Consider the following 21,205-nt stretch of genomic DNA (forward strand, 5'->3'; position numbering starts at 1 on the left):
CATTAAGGGTTACACAATATGCTGCAGATGTCGAGTACACCGGCATCGGGGCGCTGCGCGGGAGGAGGAGAACCGCGTGGGAGAAGGAGGGATTGGGCGGAAACGTCCTTGTCTCGTGCGGTTCTCCTTGTGCCGGGCCCTTCGACAGGCTCAGGGACCGTGCGGGGCTGGGGCTCAGGGACCGGGCGCGGACGGGGTCAGTGACGGGACAGGGGGACGAGACCGGAGGCGATGAGACCCCCACCGCCGGCCGCGACGACCGTCACCCCGCCGAGCAGCACGAGGAGCGTCAGGATGAGCGGCACGAGCTGCGACGCGAGCGGCGACGCCGCGGCGGGCTGCACAACGGTGACCGTCTCGTAGATCGTCCCGGCCAAGGGCAGCGCCCCGACCGATTTCGGCGCAGCAGGAGCCTTGATCCCGAACGGCGGCTTCTTCGCGTTCGGCACGAGCGACACCGTCGTGCCGTCACCGTGCTGCGATGGCGGCACCGCCACGAAGGTCGCAGCGTCGAACCCGACCGTCAACGGTGAGGCGACCTTCCCTGGGTCCTGACGGCCGCCGCTCGTGAACCAGTACGAGAACTGACCCGTCAGCTGCTGGAAGTCCACGAACGACTGCGGGAACGAACCCCAGTAGCCGCGGTTGACCGAGTCCTGGGCAACCTGCTCGCCCTGGCTGATCTTGACGCCGACGTAGTCCGGATCCACCGTGAACCCGTCCGACCGCATCGTCACACCGTTGAGCGTCGCGAGCATGATCTCCCGCGGCGGCAGCTGCACCCACTTGCTGAGGTCGTCCATGTCGGTGCCGAATCCGCTCGCCGTCGCGGTGAGCGTCCCGACGCCGTTCACGACCGTGAGCTTCGGGTCGGAGCCGTACCAGAAGGTGAGCCCGCCGTAGAAGGCGACGGAGAAGTCGCCCTTCCACTGGATCGTGCCGCTGTTGGTCGACGGATCGACCGTGCCTGCACCGCCCACGATCACGAGCTGGGCATCGGTGACGGGGCTGTTGACGTTGGAGTCGACCGGCTTGCCGTTGCGGTCGGTGCAGCGGGTCTCGAAGCGTGCGCGTTCGTAGGCTCCAGCAGCGTTCGGCTTCTCGATGCTGACGGCCCCGGACGATGCCGAGTAGCGGTCGGGCCCCACGATCTCGCCGTGGCCGACATCCGGGATGCGCCCGGCGGTCAGGAAGTTGCAGCCGCCGAAGAACGCGCCGTTCCCGGCCTCGTGACTGAACCCCCAGCGCAGGACGGCGTTGTCGATCGTGGTCGGGCCGCCCCGGTTCGCGGCGACGACGAAGCGGATCGCGGTGACCTGATCCGGCGTGGCGTTCGCGGCGGACGCGCGGTTCCCGTCGTCTGCCGCAGCCGGAACGAACGAGAACGCGTAGTCGCCGTCCGGCAGCTCGCCGAGCTTGACGGATGCGGTGAGCGTGCCGGATGCGACGCTGAACGTGCCGACGAACGCGAGCGGCTCGTACAGCCACACCTCACCGCTCCTCGCCGCACCGGTCCACGGGAACGAGACCTCGACGGTCGATGTCGGCTCGACGGTGTCCTTCATCCCGGCGTCTTTCGGGGCGACGGTCCGGACGGTGCCGTTCTTCATCGCGGCAGTGAGCCCCGCGAGCGTCGTGATGGAGGGCGGGACCGATCCTGGGACGGGTGTGGCGAGAGTTGTGACCGGGACGCTCGATGCCGAGGTCGGTCCCGATCCGGCGGCGTTCACCGCGGCAGCCCTGACCGTGTAGGTGGTCGATCGGTCGAGGCCGGTGAAGGTGTATGCCGTTTGGAGCATGTACGTCGGATCGTCGGGCGACGGCGATGCGGCCACGGTCGCCTTGCCCACGGCCGAGGAGGTTCCGGCCTGGTAGAGCGTGAGCTCGAAGCCGGTGATCTCCGACCCGTTCGCTTTGGCGGCGGCGATGCCTGCACCCGACACGGTGACGCTGTCGATCCCGTTCGCCGTCACGGTGGTCGGCCGGTCTGCCCGCTGCGGGACCGATGACCCTGACACCTGGAGCTGGGCGCTCTTGAGTGAGGTCACGCGGTACCGTTTCTCGCCGCCCTGCTCGCCGCCCGTCTGCTCGTAGCCGGTGATCTGGACGGCGATGACCCGCCCGCCGGGGAGGTCGGGCAGGCCTACCGTGACATCGCCGGAGGTCGGATGGCCGGTGCTGAGATCGACGACGGTCACGGCGGCCGAGGTGCTCTGGCCTTCGGTGGTCGTGACGGTCGCGAGGTAGCCGGTGGCTGTGCTCGCGCCCGTCGGCGCCGTCCACGTGACCGACACCCGGCCGGGGCGCGGCTCGGTCAGCGTCGGCTGGGCGATGCGCGTCGACGGCACGGCCGTCGCCTCGATGCGCACCGCGGAGCTCAGCGCCGAGACGCCTTCGCCCGCGCCGTTGATCGCGACGACGCGCACGGACAGGTTGCTCCCGATGAGCCCGATGCGCGCGAAGGTGTGGCTGCGCGCATCGGACGGCACCTCGACCGATTGCACCAGGTTCGTGAGGTTCACGGTCGTGCCGGTGAAGAGTTCGAGGCGGTAGCCGGTGATGCCGAACCCGCCGTCGGTCGCAGGGGGCGACCAGGTGACGTCGATGCCGAGCGGGTCGCTCTTCGCGAGGCTCGTCTCCGGCTTGGCCGGCGCGGACGGGGCTCCGCGGAGGGTGGTGGCCGCCTTCGACGGTTGGGACGGTTCGCTCGCGGCGTCGACACCCTGTGCGACGATGCGGAACGTGTACTCGGTGTTCGCGATGAGACCCGTCACGTCGTACGTGGTGCCGACGAGGAGCGGATCGAGGTTCGGAACGGTGCGGACGAGCTCGGTGCCGCGGAACACCTGGATCGCGTAGCTCTTGACGGTCGCTCCCGAGGAGACGGCCGGCCAGGAAACGGTCATCACCGTGCTGCTGACCGGCGTCGCGTTGGGCGCGTCCGGGGTGCCGGGCGCCTCAGCCGTCGGGGCGAGGCGGGCGTTCGCCGATGCCGATGCGTCGCCATCTTGCGTCGCCGCGCTCGGTGTCGGAGACGGCGATGCGGCGGGTGTGGGCTCTGCCGCAGGAGTCGGGGCGGCGGTGGGATCGGCGGACGGTGATGGCCCGGCGTCGGGTGCCGCAGCCGTCTCGACGATGTCGGTGGGGGCGGACTCCCGGACGGTCGCGCCCGTGGAATCCAGGGTTCGCAGCGTGAAGCGGTAGGCCGTCGAGGCGGTCAGCCCGCCGATCACGGCAGCCGTCTCGCCGTCGCCGAGCGGCCGGTCGAGCGTCGCCGGAACGATGGTGAACGGCGAAGCGGAGGGGCCGGTCGATGCCGGGGCGCCGCTGCCGCCGGCACCGGCATCCGGATCACCAGGCGTCGGGTCCAGCTCGGCGAGCGGCGTCGGCGGTGTTGCCGTCGGATCCGCCGGGAGGACCGCATCGCCCGGGTAGACGAGAACGTGTGTGTCGATGCCTGCCGGAAGCGCCCCGGTGAGCCCGAGGTGGTCGCTGGTCGGAGCGGGCCAACTCAGGGTGACGGCGTCGGACGTGGAGGATTCGACGACGGGCGCAGCGTAGGCGTGCTCGCCGGAGCCGGCTGAACCGGGCGATCCAGTCGGCGGAGCGCTCGTCGCCGCGGCCGCCCCCGCCCCGAGACCCGACACGATGACGGCGAGGCCGAGTGCTGCGGCGAGCGTCACCGCGGTCCGTGGTCGAGTCGTCCGGATCATGCGGAGGGGTTTCCCGCCCGGTCCGCGCCGGCAGCGGTGTCGGCTGAGCTGTCGCCCGAACCGCCAGCCGAGCCGCCGCCCGAACTGCCGCCCGCCCCATCGCCGTCTGCCACAGCGACCTTCGCCTTCCTCCGCCCGCTCAGCACCGCCCACACGAGGAATGCGACGGCGCCGACGGCGAGGACGCCGACCCCGATGATCGCGCCCGTGAGGATCGGGATGAGGTCGTCGGTGTTCGAGGACGCCGTGGCGACGGGGGCCTCGGCCGTGATCGTGCTGGAGATGATCGTCGGCGTCGGTGCGCTCTCCGGGGCGGCGGCCGGCGCTGCGGGCGGCGCGAGCTTCGTCGCTGCGTCCGGGCCGTACAGGTCGGTGAAGTTCACCGGGGTGAAGCTCTCGTTGTTGGCGTTCTTCACACCGTGGGCGCCGATCGTGATGATGCCGCACTGCACGCTCGCGCAGTCGACGTTCGTCGGGTTGCCGCTGCGGTCGAAGGCCTGGAAGCTCGACCCGGGGACGCTGATGACGCCGGACCAGTTGCCGTCGGCATCGACCTCTCCGCCATTTGCCGCGTATTCCGTGTCGCCGCCTGGGAAGGAGACGAAGAGTGCGTAGCCGGCCGGGTTGGTCTCGTCGTCTGGGACGTAGCGGTACTCGCCGCCCGTGGTCCCGCCGTTGCTCGGACGCCAGGACTGCCCGGGCTCGACCCAACCGAACAGGACGTAGATGCCGCCGTGGCCGTTCTTGATGGACTGGAATCCGCTGCCGGAGACGCGGAGTTGCGTCAGGTAGGTGCTGTCGGCGACGTTGGTGAGTTCCGGATGATCGACGACGCTCACCGAGACCGAGCCTTGGGCGTGCGCCGGCGACGGGACGCTGAGCGGTGCGCCGATGGCTGCGAGGACGATGCCGGCGGCCATCGCGGCGGCGAAGACCGGGCGGCGGGCGATGCGCCGCAGGAGTCGTTCCGGGAGCTTCGTGGCGCCGCGGCCGGGAGCGTGGCCGGGAGCGTGGCCGGGAAGCTGGCTGGCGAACTGCTGGGGGAGCTGCGGGGTGGTGCTCGCGGTCATGCCGGTTCTCTCCTGCGGTGACGTGGTTGAGGGGCAATGGGTAAGCCTACCCTTAATTAGGTATGGATAACCTTAGTTAGTTAAGGCTAGGCTAACCAGGCCTGGATCGACTCGTCCGAGCGAGCCCGTCACCTCGACGGTTCCAGGCGTTCCCTTCGTCACAGTAAACGGAGTCCGTCGTGCCACTTCCGAGCAGCACTCCCGGCAGCGCCCCAGGCGCAGCAGCCGGGGGAATCAGCAGCAGCCCGCCCAGCAGTCCGCCCAGCAATCCGTCGCGCAGCCGGTCGCGCAGCCGACGCGACGCCACCCCAGGCGAACCACGCCGTCGTCGCCTCTTCCGCACCGCGACGACCCTCCTGACCTCCATCGCCGTGGTCGCCGTCGGCCTCACCGCCGCAGCACCGGCGACCGCAGCGGAACCCGTCGGCGCATCGACCGTCTCCGACGCCGTGTTCCGTTGGGGCATCAACAACGAGACCAACAACTCCGCGTTCGACGGCAGCATCAACCTGCTCGCGGCCGGCAAGATCGACAAGACCGGCGCGGCATCGAAGATGACCGAAGCGCAGTGGTCGCAGCACCAGGGCAACGTCAGCATCGAGAAGAAGCAGGCGGACGGCAGCTACGCGGCCGCCACCTGGGCCGGCCTCCGCACCTCGGCGACCGGCGGTCCGATCTCGCCCCCCACGAGCGCCGTCTACAGCGACCACCAGGTCGTCATCGGCGCAGGAACGGGAACCGTCGACCCATCGGCCGGAACCGCCGAGATCCAGTGGACCGGCACCTTCACGGTCGCCTACTACCAGGGCCTGACCCAGTTCTACATCGTCAACCCCAAGCTCAGCGTCGACTCCGACGGCGTCGGAACGGTCACCGCGACCCTCGGCGGCTGGGGCACCGACATGAACGACCCGACGAAGTTCGTGGTCCTCCCCGAGAAGCCCGGCGTCGTCATCGCGAGCCTCTCCGGTGTGACGGTCACCCCGACGGGCTTCACCGTCACCCCCGACTACCTCGGTGTGCAGATCACCACCGACCCGTCGATCCCGGCGCAGGAGATGGGCGGCGCGAACGCCGGCTCCTTCCCGCAGTCGTTCGTCGACTTCCAGGTCCAGACCGGCCAGGCCGCGTACTGGTACTCCAGCGGCAGCAGCGCCGACCGCCCGAAGCCGACCCTGCCGCTCTCGATCGCGTACACGGCGGTTCCGACGCCGACGATCGTCCCTGCGTCCATCACGACCCAGCCCGTCGCTGCCTCCGTGGCCGATGGCGCACAGGCGTCGTTCCAGGTGACGGCAGCCGGTGACGCACCGCTCAGCTACCAGTGGCAGCGCAGCGGCAACGGCACCGACTGGGCGAACATCGACGGAGCGACCTCGGCGAGCTACACGTTCACCGCGACCGCGGCGGACAATGCGGCATCGTTCCGCGTGATCGTCGACAACCAGGCGGCCAAGCCCGTCACCTCCGACGCTGCAGCGCTCACGGTCGCTGCGAAGCCGACCATCGAGGTCACCGGAGCCCAGCTCGAGTGGGCGTACACCGCGTACGCGCAGTACGGCGTCTTCGGCCCGTGGTCGCAGAAGGCCAACGGCAAGAACGTCAGCCTCACCACCAAGAACGGCAAGGACGTCACCGGAAGCGACACCGACAAGGACACCGCCTTCACACTCGCACGCTTCGACGGCGGCACGGGAACCCTCGACGAGGCGACCGGCGCAGGCACCATCACCTGGGCCGACACCGGCGACTGGGTCATCAACGCGTACAGCGGCCAGTTCGGCGCCCCGGACGAGACGCTCCGCAAGCCCATCCTGACGATCAACCCCGACGGCACCGGCTCGCTCAGCTTCGAGGCGTACATCCCGGCCGGCGTCGACATGTCCGGCAACCCGACTCCGGCGGCAGGCCCGACCCGCATCACGACGGTCACCCTCTCCAAGGTCACCCTCAAGGACGGCGTCATCTCCGTGGTCCCCGAGTACGCCGGCCGCACCTACTCCGTCGACGGCGTCGTCAAGAACAACCTCTGCGACGGCATCGGCGGCGCCTGGCCGACCGACTGGATCAACTTCGTCCCGTCCTCGGTCCGCACGCACTACTACACGACGAGCTGCACCGGCCTGAACCTCAAGAAGCCGACGCTCCCCTTCACCGTCTCGCTCGCGCAGACCCCTGCCGTGATCACGACGCAGCCGAAGAACGTCACGGTCGATGAGGGCAAGGCCGCGGCGTTCACCGTCAACGCCTCTGGCAACCCGGTCAGCTACCAGTGGCAGCGCAGCAACAACGGCACCGACTGGGCAGATGTCCAGGGCGCGACCGACCGGACGCTCAGCCTCTCGGCTGCGAAGGCCGACACCGGCGCGCAGTTCCGCGTTGTGGTCGCCGGCACCGTCACCTCCGACGTCGTCACCCTGACCGTCGTCCCGAAGCCCGTCGTGCTGAAGCCCGTCGAGCACGCGACCTTCGAGTGGGGCATCAACGCGGTCTCGCAGGGCGCGTCCGCCAATGGCGCGTGCAGCTTCTTCGTCGCGGGCATCGCCGACGGCACCGACGCGACCTACAAGACGATGGACGGCGATGTCGTCCTCATCAAGCGCGCCTCGAACGGTGCAGCCATCGAGGTCACCAAGGAGAACCGGTGCACCCCGATCGAGAACGGCGACGCACGTCAGCGCGTCCTGTTCACGAACGGAACCGGAACCACCAACCCGGACACCGGCGAGACCGTCATCCAGTGGAAGGGATCGTTCACGATCAACTCCTACGGCGGCCTCGTTCCATGGTCGGTCACGGACCCGAAGCTCACGATCGATGCAGCCGGCAACGGCGTGATGAAGGCGCAGCTCTCCGGTTTCGCGGCGTCGATGGAGGACCCGAACGTCAAGGTTCCGCTCCCGCCGGAGCCGGACATGACGATCCTGAACCTCAAGAACGTCTCGATCTCGGGCGACACGATCACCTCGACGCCCGTCTACGCCGGTGTCGACTACCACCGTCTGGTGCACGCGAACGACCCGAACTCCGGCCGTGAAGCCGCATCGGCCATCCCGGACGCAGCCAAGGCCGCGAACCCGAACTGGGGCTCCTGGCCGACCGACATGGTCGACTTCCAGTACCGCAGCGGCCTGTCCAGCTACTGGCACACGAGTGGTCTGAGCGCCGACCCGCTGAAGCCGCCGACCGGCGTCGGCCTGAGCCTCAACGGTGGAATCCCGCCGTACACGACGCTCAAGCCGATCACGATCACGCAGCAGCCGAAGGGCGTCAGCCTCGTCACGGGCAAGGACACCACCTTCTCCGTCCAGGCCACGAGCGAGCAGGACCTGCACTACCAGTGGATGCAGACGCCCGATGGGGTCACCTGGACCGACATCGCCGGTGCGACGTCAGCGGACTACTCGGTCACGAACGCCCCGGCGACCAACGACCAGACGTACGTCAAGGTGCGGATCACGAACGACGGCCTGTCCGTCGACTCCGACCCTGCCCGTTTCCGGGTGAAGGCCCAGGTGCCGCTGGTGGAGGAGTACCCCGTCGGCGATGAGACCGTCTTCGCGGGCTCCGACCTGTCCCTGAGCGCGTACGTCAGCGGGTTCCCCGACCCGTCGTACACGCCGCAGCTCAGTTCGGACGGCGGCAAGACGTGGACCGACCTCGCGCCGGCCCAGCCGTATTCGAACTACCAGATCTCGGACATCCCCGAGTCGTACGACGGCGCGCTGTACCGCCTGCACGTCACCAACGGCTACGACACGATCGAGAGCAAGCCGGCCACCCTCCGGGTCCTGCCCAAGCCGACGAAGCCGACCGTCGCTGTCGCCCCGGAGAGCCTCCCTGGCACCGGCGTCATCGACCCGACGGTGGAGACGAACGTCTACATCCGCGGAGGCGGGTTCCCCGACCCGACCGCCGACGTCACGGTCGCGGTCGTTCCGACGGCGAGCTGGAACGCGCGCGGCGCCACCTACACGGCTCCCGACGCGGTCTGGAAGAACGACATCCAGTCGCAGTGGAACTTCACGAAGGGGTACTTCACCTTCGTGCCTACGATCGAGCCGGGCATGCTGGACCCGAACGTCGCGTACTCCGCCGTGGTGTTCAACAAGAACACGACCGACCGGAGCTACGACGCCGGAATCGTCCTCCCGATCGCCGGTCAGGGCGCACCCGTCATCACCACCCAGCCGAAGAACGTGACCGCACCGGTCACGCCTGCGACTGGCGATGCGACGGCGAGCTTCACGATCGCGGCGACGGGTGCCCCGACGCCGCAGATCAGCTGGCAGCAGCGCGTCGGCTCCGGTGAGTGGACGACGATCGACGGTGCGGCAGCAGCCACGCTCAACGTCGCGTACACCGCAGCGGACAACGGCACCTCGTACCGTGCGGTCGTGACGAACGGCTTCGGCGCGCCTGTCACCTCCGACGCCGCGAAGCTGACCGTCGGCAACGCGCCGGCGATCACCTCGCAGCCGGTCGCGGCCAACGTCCTTCCGAAGCAGACCGCGAGCTACACGGTCGGCGTCGCAGGCGATGACGCGGCAGTGCAGTGGCAGCGGCTCGACGCCGGTTCTTCCACCTGGAAGGACCTCGCGGGCGAGACGAAGACCACGCTGAGCATCACGGCGGCGAAGGCAGACGACGGTGCGCAGTTCCGCGCGGTCGTCACCGGCTCCATCCCCACCGAGGTCAACGGTTCCGTGTTCACGGTCACGAGTGCGGCAGCCGGCCTCACCGTCCAGACCACGGCCGTTGCGATCACGAAGCAGCCGACGAGCTATATCGCCCCCGTCGCCCCGGCGACCGGTGCTGCATCGGTGACCTTCGGCATCGAGGCGACCGCGCAGCCCGCGCTGAAGTCGATCCAGTGGCAGCGCCTGACGGGGTCCGACTGGACCGATGTCGACGGTGCGACGAGCGCGTCCTACCCGTTCGCCTACACCGAGGCCGACAACGGTGCGCAGTTCCGCGCCGTCGTCACCAACACGGCAGACGAGAGCGCGACGAGCCACGTCGCGACCCTCACGGTCGGGACCCCGGCGGCCATCACGGCACAGCCGGCGGCGGTAACGGCCCTCGACGGGACGAAGGTCGACTTCACCGTCGCCTTCACCGGAACGGGAACCACCGTCCGCTGGCAGTCGCTCGCGGCCGGTGCGTCCACCTGGACCGATTTCGCCGGTGCGACGAGCGCGACCCTGCAGGTCTCTGCAGCGCTCGCGAACTCGGGAACCGCGTACCGCGCCATCGTCGCGGGCACCATCCCGACGGAGATCACCGACGCATCGCTCGCGGGCATCGGCAGCACCGTCACTTCCGAGCAGGCCGTCCTGACCGTCACCACCCCGGCGACGATCACGGCGCAGCCGGCATCGGTCACCGGTCCGGTCGCACCGGTGACGGGTTCGCCGGTCGCGCGGTTCGCGGTCGGTGTCGCGGGCAGCCCCGCCCCGACGGTCTCGTGGGAGCGTCAGGTTCCGGGCGGCGAGTGGGCGGTACTCGATGGCGCGGCGGGCACAACGCTCGATGTCGCGTACACGGCTGCCGACAACGGTAACCAGTACCGCGCGGTCGTGACCAACGGTGTCGGTGACGCGGTCCGCTCGAGCGCTGCGACCCTCACGGTCGGCGAGCAGGCGAGCATCACCGCGCAGCCGGTCGCTGTGACGGTCGCGAGCGGTGCCGAGGCATCGTTCACGGTCGCGGTGGCCGGATCGCCGACTCCAGCCATCCAGTGGCAGAAGCAGGCGCTCGGTGCCACTTCGTGGGCCGATGTCGCTGGTGCGACCGGGACGACGCTCACCGTCGCTCCGGGTGATGTCCGGAACGGCGAGTCCTACCGTGCGGTGGTGGGCAACGCGATCCCCACCACGGTGGGCGGCTCGGGTGGCAGCTCGGTCACGAGCTCCGCTGCAGCGATCACGCTGACCGCTCCGGCATCGGCTCCCAAGCCGCTGACGGACGAGCAGCTGAACGGCGCGACGCCCAACACGGACGTCACGATCGACGGCATCACGGGTCGCACCGTGACGCTCGACGTCGGTGTCTCGCACGCCGGACAGTACGTCGGCGCGACGGTGTACTCGACGCCGCAGTGGGTCGGCTGGTCGCTCGTCGACGCAGCCGGGAAGGTCACGATCACGCTGCCTGCCGGTCTGCCGGCCGGTGAGCACCGCATCGCGGTCGTCGACGCCGCTGGTGAGCTGATCGGTGTCGCGACGTTCACGGTGACCGTCATGGTCAACCCGGACGGCACGACCACGACCACCGCGACGAAGCTCGCCTCGACCGGTGCGGACCCCGTCCTGCCGATCCTCGCGGCGAGCCTGTTCCTCCTCGCAGGCGCGTGGCTGGCGGTCTCCGCCCGTCGCCGCCGCGAGCAGGGAGCGCTCATCGGTTGATGAGCCACCCGTGTGGCCGTGGGCCGCTGCGCGCACCGCAGCGGCTCACGGCCACACGCATGTCACCCGGCGTCGTCCGTCCGTTCGCAATTCAGGAGCACCCCGGCGTGTCGACCCGCGCTCACGGCGCGTCGCGGCGACACGCCGAGTCCGCTCCTGAGTTGTGAATGGACACCCGTGGCGCGGATCGCTCGGGCGTCGTCGGCTCAGTACGTGAGCGGCAGATCCGGCGGCGATGTGGTCGACGGCGGGACGAGACCGTCGCGCAACGCGTAGGTCAGCACATCGCGGAACACGGGTGCAGCTGCTGCCGAGGTGTTCATGTCGACCGGGTCGGCGAGGTTCACCGTGACCACGTACCGCGGCGCCTCCACCGGTGCGAACCCGGCCATCGAGACCAGATAGCTCGTGCTGTACCCGCCAGAGCCGTCCGGCTGCTGCGCCGTACTCGTCTTCATGGCGACGCGATACCCGGGGATCGCGACCTGGTCGGCGACCCAGCTCTCCCGGTCGACGGCCTCCAGGACGAGGGCGACCTGCTCTGCGGTCGACTCGGAGAGGACGCGCTCCCCCCCCTGCGCCACCCGGCGCATCGACGCTCCCGCCATCGCTGCGGCATCCCGCGACGAGCGACACCGGCATCCGCACCCCGCGGTTGGCGATCGCCTGGTACAGGCTGGCGCCCTGGATCGCGGTCGTCGAGAAGCCCTGCCCGAACATCGTCGTGTACGTGGTCTGGTTGTCCCAGGCGTCCACGTCGGCGAGGATCCCGCCGGACTCGCCGGGGAAGTCGACCTCGCTCTCGCGGTCCTGCGCGAAGCGGGTGAAGTAGCCGGCGCGGGTCTCGGCCGAGAGGCGCTCGCCCAGTTGAGAGATACCGGTGTTCGAGGACTCCACCATCACCCCGGTCAGGGTGAGGCGGAGGTCGCCGTGCAGTTCTGTGTCGTTGATGTCGGCGTCGTTCGGGGCGATGTAGCGGTACGGGGAGAGGATCTCCGTGCCTGGCCCCGCAGCGCCCTCCTCGATGAGTGCGGCCGCTGTGAGGGTCTTGTAGGTCGATCCCGGCTCGAACGGCGCCGTGAACGCCCGCGACCCGCGATCCTCCGGTGCGCTCGCTGAGACGTCGCCAGGGTCGACGCTCGGGTACTCGGCGACGGCGAGGAGCTCACCCGTCTGCACGTCCATGACCGTCACGGCGCCCCATCTGGCTCCGACCTCCTCTGCACGCGCTGCGAGCGATTGCTGGGCGAGCCATTGGAGTTCGGCATCGATCGTGAGGACGACGTCGTCGCCGTTCCGTGCCGGGGTGTCGCGGCGGGTGCCTGGGAGCGGGACGCCGTCCGCACTCCTGATGTAGCTCGACGAGCCGTCCTCGCCGTCGAGACAGTCGTTGTGCTGGAGCTCGATGCCGGCCAGCGCGGTGCCGTCAGCTCCGACGAAGCCGACGAGGTTGCCGGCGACGGCTCCGCTCGGGTAGCTGCGTGCCTGCCGCTCCTCGAAGTACGTCCACGGGATGTCGAGTGCGTCGAGGCGTTCGAACTGCTCCTGCGTGAGTCCTCGTGCGAGCATCGCCCAGTTCGCCGCCCGGTCGGTTTCGAGCGCCGAGGAGATGACGCCGAGCACGTCCTCCGGGGCCTGGCCGGTCACGGATGCGATGTCGGCTGCGGCCTGCTCGCGCGTGACGGTCGTCGAGACGCCATCGGCCGTGCGCTCGAAGGTGTTGGCGTCCTTCGGGGAGACGGTGAGGTCGAATCGGAGCACCGATGCTGCCAGCACCGCGCCGTCCCGGTCGAGGATCCGCCCGCGTTCGCTCCGGACGCCGGCGGTCTGCACACCGATCCGTTCGTGGGCGTCGGCGTTGTGCTCGTCGGCGCGGAGGACCTGGATGTCGACGAGTCGTCCGCCGAACAGGACGGCGGCGACGCACACGATGACGAGGGTGCCGGTCGTCCGGCGGCGACGGGAGTCCCCGGGTCGTCGCCGGACGACCAGCCTGCCACGACGCTTCATCGTCCCAGTCTAAGCGCAGACATATGTTTGATGGTGAGCATGGAGGCGCTTCCCAGGTCGCCTCGCGCCCGCGCCCGCGCGCGCCTCGCGCCCCCGGGCGCGCCGTGAGCGCGGGTGAACGCCGCGAGCGCGGGCCGTATCCGACCCGCGCTCGCGGTGTGGGGTAGCGCGTGCGCGAGCGCATCGCGCTACCCCGGGTGGTGGTGCTTCGACGGTGTGCGACGGCTACTTGCCGGCGTCGTACATCTTCTGCCAGATCTCCAGGTAGCGGGGCATCCCGAGGTCGTTAAGGTCCTTGACGTAGGACTTCCAGGCCGCGTCGTCGTTGATGTTGCGCTGACCGGTCACGAACTCGGCGTTCGCCTGCGTGATGTACGTCGTGATGTTCGTCTGCAGCGTCGCGAGCTCGCCGGATGTCTCCGGGTCGGGCCACAGGCTGTTGAACGGGAAGATCTCGTCCTTCGGCGCGGTGCCGTCGTACTCCTTGGTCGCCTGGAAGAGGCGGCGTTCGTAGCCGTTCGGGTCGTAGATGTCGGTCGACACCGCTTCCGAGTTCCGGAACGACTGCGGGCTGTAGTACTGCGCGAGCGCATCCCACGCGACCTCACCGCTGCGGTTGCTGCCGGAGATGCGGGAGAACTGCGGTTCGAGCGACTCGTCGAGGGCGACGTCGCCGGCCTTCGGCGGGTTCCAGCCGACACCCTCCGCACCGAACTGACCGGCCAGCTGACCGTCGAGCGTGTAGAGGTAGTCCACCATCTTGATGGCGGCGATGCGCTCCTTCTCGGTCGACTTGTTCGTCAGGACGAACATCGCGTTCGAGTCGATGGACGACTGGAACGTCGCCGTCCTGACACCCTTCGGGCCGGTGAGCGGCGGAACGGCGTCGTATTGCTTGTCGCGTCCGTCCGCCTGACCGAGGGTCGTGAGGATGGCCGGGTGCGTCATCGTGGCGGCACCGACGATGACGGCGTCCGCATTGTCGCCGAGCGCCTTGAGCGCGTCGGAGTTCTGCGTGAACGCACCGCTGTCGATGAGTCCCTCCGCGTACAGCGACTGGATGTACTCGAGGCCGGCGCGCCATTCGTCTGTCGTCGCCTGCATCGTGACCTTGCCGTCCTTCAGCACGATGGGGGCCGGCTTGTTGTCGCCGCCGATCGGCGAGTAGGTGAAGGCGCTCATGAGGTAGGGGATGATCGAGTTGCTGATCGAACCGCTCAGCGGGATCTCGTCCGCGATGCCGTTGCCGTTCGGGTCCTGCGTCTTGAAGGCGCGCAGGACGGTCCGCAGCTCCTCGGTCGTCGTCGGCTGCGCGAGACCCAGCTTCTTCAGCCAGGCGGAGTTCAGCCAGAGCTTGTTCGGGTACGAGCAGTGGTAGCAGTCGTTCCAGCTGTTGATGCCGTAGATGTGACCGTCTGGCGCCGTCATCGCCTTGAGCCGCTCGGGGTCGGAGTCGAGCGCCTTCGTCATGTTGGGCGCGTACTTCTTGATCAGGTCGTCGAGGGGGACGATGACGCCCTGCTTGGAGTACTTGAGGATCTCGGCCTGGGAGAAGGTGTCGACCCAGGAGATCAGCATGTACGCGTCGGGGTAGTCGCCGCTCGCGAGGGAGATCTGACGCTTCTCCTTGGCTGCACCGTTGTCGTACGTGGTGGTCTGGAAGTCGAAGTCGAGACCGAACTTGTCCTCGACGACCTTCGTGAACGCGTTCTTCGAGAGCTTGCCGTCGGCGCCCTGCGGGGCGAAGACGGTGAACTTCCCGTTGTCGGACGCGGCTGGCGAGCAGCCGGACATCGCGAGCGCCGTGACCGCGAGTGCGGCCACCGCGACGGCGATCTTGGTGAACTTCGGACGCATTGGAGGTGCTCCTCTTCATTGAGTGGGTGCCGTTTCCGGCAGTGCTGTGGATGGGATGTGCGTGGTGCGGTGGAGCGGATTGAACGTGTGGGGAGGTGCGGACGGAACCGGGAGCCGATGTCCGGGCGCCGGATCAGCCCTTGACGGCGCCGATCATGATGCCCTTGGTGAAGAACTTCGCCACGAACGGGTAGACGATCATCATCGGCACCGTCGAGACGACGATGAGTGAGTACTTCAGGAGGTCTGCGAGCTGCTGGCGCTCCATCTGGTTGGCGATGTCGCCGCCGCCGGAGTTGTTGAGGATGAGGATGTTCCGCAGGACCAGTTGCAGCGGATACAGTTCCGAGCTGCGCAGGTAGAGCAGCGCATCGAAGTAGGAGTTCCACTGCGTGATCGCGTACATGAGCGCGATGACGGCGATGAGCGGCCTGGACAAGGGCAGGACGATCCGCCAGAGGACCTTGAGGTCGCCCGCGCCGTCGAGTTCCGCCGCTTCGAAGAGCTCCTCCGGGATGGAGCTGCGGAAGAAGACCATCGCGATGATGACCTGCCACACGCCGACCGCCTGCGGGAGGATCATCGCCCACCTGGTGTCGAGCATCCCGAGGGACTGGACCACGAGGTACGCGGGGATCAGACCGCCGGCGAACAGCATCGTGAAGATGATGCCGCTCGTGATGAAGCCTCGCCCCCACAGGTTCTTGCGGGACAGCGGGTAGGCGATCGCGATCGTCAGGACGACGCTCACGAAGGTGCCCGCGACCGTGTAGAAGACGGAGTTCGCGAAGCCCGTGAGGATCTGCGGGTCGCTCAGGGCGACCTCGTAGCCGCGGAGGGAGAAGTCGACCGGCCAGAACAGCACCCGGCCGGAGGAGACCGCCGCCGGGCTGCTGAGCGAGGAGGCGACGATGTTTATGATGGGCAGCAGGACCACCAGCAGGAACGTCGTGAGCAGGATGTACACCGCCACCATGAACACGCGGTCGGTGGAGTTGTCCTTGATGCGCACGGAGCGCTCCGCGCGTGCGATGTCGCGACGGGAGGGGCGTGAGCCTCGCGAGCCGCGTGATCCGCGGGTCTTGCGGAGCACGATCGCGGCGGTCGTCGTCTCGTCCGGGACGTTGGTGGAATTCGTCGTGAGATTCGTCATGGCGGTTACCAGAGCCCGTTCCCCGTGACGCGTTTCGCCACGGCGTTCACGATCAGCAGGAGGATCAGGTTGATGACCGAGTTGAACAACCCGATCGCCGTCGCCAGGCTGAAGTCGGCGTTCAACAGACCCGTCTTATAGACGTACGTCGCGATGATCTCCGATTGCGAGAGGTTCAACGGATTCTGTAAGAGGAACGCCTTCTCGAACCCGATCGCCATGATGTTGCCGACGCCGAGGATCATGATGATCGTCGCGGTCGGGAGGAGCGCGGGGATGTCGACGTGGATGATCTTCTGGATGCGGGAGGCGCCGTCGACCCGTGCCGCCTCGTACAGCGACTGGTCGACCCCGGCGAGGGCCGCCATGTAGATGACCGCCGAGTAGCCCGTCGTCTGCCAGATGTCGGTGACGACGTAGATGTTGCGGAAGAACTCCGCGTCGCCGAGGAAGTCGACCGATGCGATGCCGAACATGTTGAGCCCCTTGTTGAGGAGGCCGATGCGCGGGGAGAGGATGAGGATCGTCATGGAGATGATGACGACGGTGGAGATGAAGTACGGCGCGTAGGTGATCATCTGCACGGAGCGCTTGAAGAAGCGGTGCCTGACCTCGTTGAGGGCGAGCGCGAGGATGATCGGGATCGGGAAGCTCGCGATGAGGACGTAGGCGGCGAGGATGAAGGTGTTCCGCAGGAGCCGCCAGAACGCGGGGTTCGAGACGAAGGCTTCGAAGTGCTTCCAGCCGACCCACGGGCTGCCCCAGATCCCCTGGACCGGGTTGTAGTCCTTGAACGCGATGACCGCGTTGGTCATGGGGACGTACTTGAAGATGATGAAGTAGGCGATGGGCACGATCATGAGGACGTACAGCTGCCAGTGGCGGCGGAAGCTTCGTGCGGCTCTGGCTCGTCCGGTCACTCGAGGACGCTTGGCCGGAGGTTGCTTCCGGCTGACCCTCAGCGGGGGCGCTTGCTCAACGTTGAGCGCCATCTTTGACTACCTCTCGATGTATGACTATTTGTCAGCACATCATTACACAGCTCGGATGTTTCGCCGACACATTGATCCGATGTCTACCCGTCGGACTGCAAGAAATTGCCGTGTTTTCGGCGTTATCGGCTGTCTATGAGAATTTCGGCGGCCTGCAGGAATCCATCCGAAGGGGTAACGTCAGATGTATGCCGCGTGCTGGTGGTGTGACCCGGGGTTCTCTGGAACCCTGGGATGCGCCGGTTCCTGCGGTGCCACCAACCCCGCCATGGCGGCCCATCCCGTCTCCAACTGAAAGCGAGCAGAGTCGACGATGACGACCACCGCGCAGCCCACCGTCGTCTCCGTCCTCGACTTCGGCGCCGATCCGACGGGGGAGCACGACTCTGCTCCCGCCGTGTGGGCGGCCCTGGCGGAGGCGGGGCGGCGCGCGCCCGCCATCGTCGACTTCCCGACCGGCACCTATCTCTTCCGGCCGGAGGGCGCGCAGCGGCGCGAACTGTACGTGTCGAACACGGTCGGCGTCGACCAGGCGTTCCGCGACAAGTCGATCGGCGTGCTGGTCGAGGGACTCCACGATGTCCGGTTGCAGGGCAACGGGTCGGCGCTCGTGTTCGCGGGCCGGCAGACGACGATCGCCGTGATCGATAGTTCCCGCATCGTGATCGAGGGGTTCAGCATCGACTTCGACGTGCCGACCGTGATCGACGCGACGGTCGTCGAGAGCGGGCTCGCGGGCGGTCGGGCGTACCGGGTGCTGTCGATCCCGTCGGCGAATCCGTTCTCCCTCGGCGACGCCATCGGTGATGCCGTCGGTGATGGCGCCGGCGATGCGGCCGGTCACATCCAGTGGCGCTCATCGGCGAGCCTCGACGGCACGCCCTACTGGACCGGCTGGGACGCACTCGTCTACACGCAGATCCACGACCCGGCCGCCGGGCGGTCCTACCGCGCAGACAACCCCGTCTTCACCGACGTCGTCGCCACGACGGACCTCGGCGACGGCCTCGTCCGTCTCGACTACGGCGTCGACGCGGCGGCCCCGACCGATCAGGGACTCGTCTATCAGATGCGGGAGACGACGCGCGATCACCCCGGGATCCTCGTGGTCGACACGGAGGACGTCACATTCCGCGACCTCGACGTCCGCTACCTGCACGGCTTCGGGCTCGTCGCGCAGATGAGCTCAGACCTCACGGTCGACGCCGTCCGATTCGAGGCGCCGCGGAGCGAGGGTCGGTACACGGCAGGCTTCGCCGACTTCCTGCAGTTCTCCGGTGTCGGCGGGACGGTCACCGTGACCGATTGCGTCTTCGACAACCCGCACGACGACCCGATCAACATCCACGGCACGTTCCTGGAGGTCGACGAGGTCATCGACGCCAGGACCGTGCGGGTGTCGTTCCAGCACGACGAGACGGGCGGGTTCCCGCAGTTCCGTCCGGGGCACCTCGTCTCGGCGCTCGCCGGAGCGACCCAGGATGCGCTGGGGGACGACCTCGTGGTGGAGTCCGTCGACGGTCCGGACGGCTTCGGTGGCGTCGGGTCGACGGGGAGCCTGCTCGAAACGGTGCTCCGATTCCGCGACGAGCTCCCGGAGGCATTGCTCGCCCAGGTGCGCGGCGGCGGCAGGGCGGTGTTGGAGAACACGACGCTCACACCGGAGATCGTCATCCGGGGCAGCGTCTTCCGCAACTCGCCCGTCCGGTGTGTGCTGGCGACGAGCCGCAAGCCGATCCTCATCGCCGACAACGTGTTCGAACGGTCGGCGATGCCCACGATCTTCCTCAGCTCGGATGCTGGCGAGTGGTTCGAGACCGGGCCGAGTCCCGAGATCGTGATCACCGGGAACGAGTTCATCGAGTCCGGCGGGCCGGCGATCACCCTGGAAGTCACCAACACGGACGCGTTACCGGCGGCGGCGGTCTACGGTCGGCTCGATGTCCGTGGGAACCGTTTCGTGTTGGCGCACGACCGGGTGTTGGAGGCGGAGAACGTCGAGTCCGTGCGGTTCGAGGGCAACGAGCTGGTCGCGGCGCCCGGTGCTGCTGTGGTGGCCGGTGCCGCTGGTGCTGCTAGTGCCGCTGGAGCCACCGAGAACCCGCCGACCGAGCGGTTCCACCCGGTTCTCGTGCTCGGCGACGTGCGCGAGCTGCATCTCGCGCTCAACCACCTCGAAGACCTCCCCGAGCTCACCGTCGTGGACTCCTCACGGCCTCGGCGTCAGTCCGCCTGACGCACCTCCCCGCATCGCGAACCGTCTTGAGACAAGGAGAACCGCGCGAGAGAAGGTCCGAATCTGCGATCCAGGCATTCTCTCGCGCGGTTCACCTTCTCCCGTGCTCCGCGCACTCGCCCGCGCCGCGCTAGTCGCCGCGTGGTGCCGGCGGAGGTGGCGGTGCGGTGCGGCTCTTCGTCAGGTGCACGACGAGCCAGGTCACCCCTGCGACGGCGATGAAGGGCAGCGCGATGACGGCGAGGACCACCAGCGCGTGCACACCCGTCATCTCGTTCATGGCACACACTGTTGCACGAAGTCGGTCGGTTGACAACGCCCGGGGTGCGCCACCGAGCCTTCCGGACCGACCGCTGGACCCCGGTCCCTGAGCTTGTCGAAGGGAACCACCCCGTCGTCCTGGCCGCTGGACCCCGGTCCCTGAGCTTGTCGAAGGGCACCACCCTCACGACGGCGCGGGCCGCTCAGGCCAGCGGGAGGCCGGGGGTGGTGTCGAGGCGCTTCATCACCAGGGTGGACCGCAGGCGTTGGACACCGGGCAAGCCGCCGAGGGCGCCGTCGTACAACTCCTGGTAGGCCGAGAGGTCCTTCGTCAGCACGCGCAGCATGTAGTCGGGGTCGCCGAAGAGCCGCTCGGCCTGGACGACGTTCGGCAGGGCCGATGCCGCGGCCTCGAACGCCGCGACCGTCTCCGGGTCCGTCCGACCGATCGTCACGAAGACGATGGCCTCGAAGGTGAGCCCGACGGCTTCGGGGGACACCACCGCGCGGTAGTGCTCGATGACCCCGGACTGCTCCAGTTCGCGGACGCGGCGATGGCAGGCGGACAGGCTCAGCCCGACCCGCGATGCCAGCTCGGTCACGCTGATCCGGCCGTCGTCCTGGAGGGTTGCAAGAATCTCCCGGTCAAGTGCGTCCATGCTGTCAATTCTGCCGCAATATGCCGGAATTGGCGACGTGGTTCGAAACACATTGCGTGCCATCATGCGTAGCTTCTTCCTGTCGGAAGGAGTCACGATGGATGGATCGCTCGTCACGCAGTTCTGGGTGGTCGCCGTGCTGTTGGCGCTCACCCCCGGCGCCGACTGGGCGTATGCCATCGCCGCCGGTCTCCGCGCCAGGTCGATCGCGCCGTCGATCCTCGGCATGCTGTCCGGCTACGCCGTGGTCATCACGGTCGTCGCGGTCGGTGTCGGCTCCCTCGTCACGCGGTACCCGATGCTGCTCACCGTCCTGACGATCGCGGGAGGGGCCTACCTGATCTGGCTGGGCGTCTCGACGCTCGTGCGGCGCGTGGTGCCCGTCGCGGAGGTCGTGGCGGCGGCTCGGCTCGGAGTGCGCGAGCCGGTAGGTGCCGGGAGGGCCGTCGGCCCGGCCGGCGATGCGGGGCGCGGGCGAGCGGGCGCAAGCAGCGATGGGGCGATGGGCCAGTTCCTCCGCGGTGCCGGCGTGAGCGCGATCAACCCCAAGGGGCTTCTTCTGCTGCTCGCCCTGCTGCCGCAGTTCACCTCGCCGACCGGGTGGCCGTCCACCGTGCAGATGCTGGCGCTCGGCGCGATCCACCTCGTGAACTGCGCCGTGATCTACTCCGCGGTCGCGCATCTCGCACGTCGGATCCTGCGGTCGCGCCCACGCGCCACGATCATCGTGACCAAAGCCTCCGGCATCGCGATGCTGGTGATCGGCGCCGGCATCCTCGTGGAGCGCGTCATCGAACTGATCTAGACGACCGCCGCGACCTGTCTCTCTCTCTGGGCATCTCCGTCC

At 68.4% G+C, this 21,205-nt stretch carries 11 protein-coding genes and 1 pseudogene; 3 read left to right on the forward strand and 9 right to left on the reverse strand.

Annotated features, from left to right (window positions below; translation table 11 throughout):
• Positions 1-197: 197 nt before the first annotated feature.
• Both ACL9RL_RS14195 and ACL9RL_RS14200 read right to left on the reverse strand, forming a co-directional pair.
• The gene (locus ACL9RL_RS14195; RefSeq protein WP_422780915.1) at positions 198-3,713 is read right to left on the reverse strand and encodes a fibronectin type III domain-containing protein; all 3,516 of its coding nucleotides are present in this window, start codon (positions 3,711-3,713) and stop codon (positions 198-200) included.
• Positions 3,710-4,783, reverse strand: a complete 1,074-nt coding sequence (locus ACL9RL_RS14200) for a hypothetical protein (RefSeq protein ID WP_422780916.1) — start codon at positions 4,781-4,783, stop codon at positions 3,710-3,712. The genes ACL9RL_RS14195 and ACL9RL_RS14200 overlap by 4 nt, the downstream gene beginning before the upstream one ends.
• A gap of 179 nt (positions 4,784-4,962) precedes the next feature.
• Between ACL9RL_RS14200 and ACL9RL_RS14205 the strand changes: the two genes are divergently transcribed.
• On the forward strand, positions 4,963-11,190 hold the full coding sequence (locus ACL9RL_RS14205; protein WP_422780917.1) for a hypothetical protein: 6,228 nt from the start codon (positions 4,963-4,965) through the stop codon (positions 11,188-11,190).
• 206 nt (positions 11,191-11,396) lie between these two features.
• Here the strand turns inward: ACL9RL_RS14205 and ACL9RL_RS14210 are convergent, their stop codons facing one another.
• From ACL9RL_RS14210 to ACL9RL_RS14230, 5 genes and pseudogenes are all read right to left on the reverse strand, one after another.
• A complete protein-coding gene (locus ACL9RL_RS14210) occupies positions 11,397-11,798 on the reverse strand; it encodes a penicillin-binding transpeptidase domain-containing protein (RefSeq protein WP_422780946.1) in 402 nt (133 codons plus the stop codon).
• Between the two features lie 19 nt (positions 11,799-11,817).
• Positions 11,818-13,200, reverse strand: a pseudogene (locus ACL9RL_RS14215) (peptidoglycan D,D-transpeptidase FtsI family protein); the annotation flags it as partial.
• Positions 13,201-13,425: 225 nt separating this feature from the next.
• Entirely contained in the window at positions 13,426-15,057 is a 1,632-nt protein-coding gene (locus ACL9RL_RS14220) for an ABC transporter substrate-binding protein (protein WP_422780918.1), read from the reverse strand.
• A 133-nt stretch (positions 15,058-15,190) separates the two neighbouring features.
• Positions 15,191-16,210, reverse strand: coding sequence for a carbohydrate ABC transporter permease (locus ACL9RL_RS14225; RefSeq protein WP_422780919.1), 1,020 nt, complete (start codon positions 16,208-16,210; stop codon positions 15,191-15,193).
• Between the two features lie 5 nt (positions 16,211-16,215).
• Positions 16,216-17,130 carry an ABC transporter permease gene (locus ACL9RL_RS14230; protein ID WP_422780920.1) on the reverse strand — a complete coding sequence of 305 codons (915 nt, stop codon included), beginning with the start codon at positions 17,128-17,130 and terminating at the stop codon, positions 16,216-16,218.
• A gap of 385 nt (positions 17,131-17,515) precedes the next feature.
• On the opposite strand from ACL9RL_RS14230, the gene ACL9RL_RS14235 reads away from it, so the two are divergent.
• Complete coding sequence (locus ACL9RL_RS14235) at positions 17,516-19,438, forward strand: glycosyl hydrolase family 28-related protein (RefSeq protein WP_422780921.1); 1,923 nt, start codon at positions 17,516-17,518, stop codon at positions 19,436-19,438.
• Positions 19,439-19,568: 130 nt separating this feature from the next.
• Here the strand turns inward: ACL9RL_RS14235 and ACL9RL_RS14240 are convergent, their stop codons facing one another.
• Positions 19,569-19,718 carry a hypothetical protein gene (locus tag ACL9RL_RS14240; RefSeq protein ID WP_422780922.1) on the reverse strand — a complete coding sequence of 50 codons (150 nt, stop codon included), beginning with the start codon at positions 19,716-19,718 and terminating at the stop codon, positions 19,569-19,571.
• 184 nt (positions 19,719-19,902) lie between these two features.
• Positions 19,903-20,358 carry an Lrp/AsnC family transcriptional regulator gene (locus ACL9RL_RS14245; RefSeq protein WP_422780923.1) on the reverse strand — a complete coding sequence of 152 codons (456 nt, stop codon included), beginning with the start codon at positions 20,356-20,358 and terminating at the stop codon, positions 19,903-19,905.
• Positions 20,359-20,455: 97 nt separating this feature from the next.
• On the opposite strand from ACL9RL_RS14245, the gene ACL9RL_RS14250 reads away from it, so the two are divergent.
• Positions 20,456-21,163 (forward strand): LysE family translocator, encoded by a 708-nt coding sequence (locus ACL9RL_RS14250; protein WP_422780924.1) that lies wholly within the window; start codon positions 20,456-20,458, stop codon positions 21,161-21,163.
• Positions 21,164-21,205 lie beyond the last annotated feature (42 nt).

Origin of the sequence: Plantibacter sp. Mn2098 (assembly GCF_049319745.1) — a bacterium.
Lineage (GTDB): Bacteria > Actinomycetota > Actinomycetes > Actinomycetales > Microbacteriaceae > Plantibacter.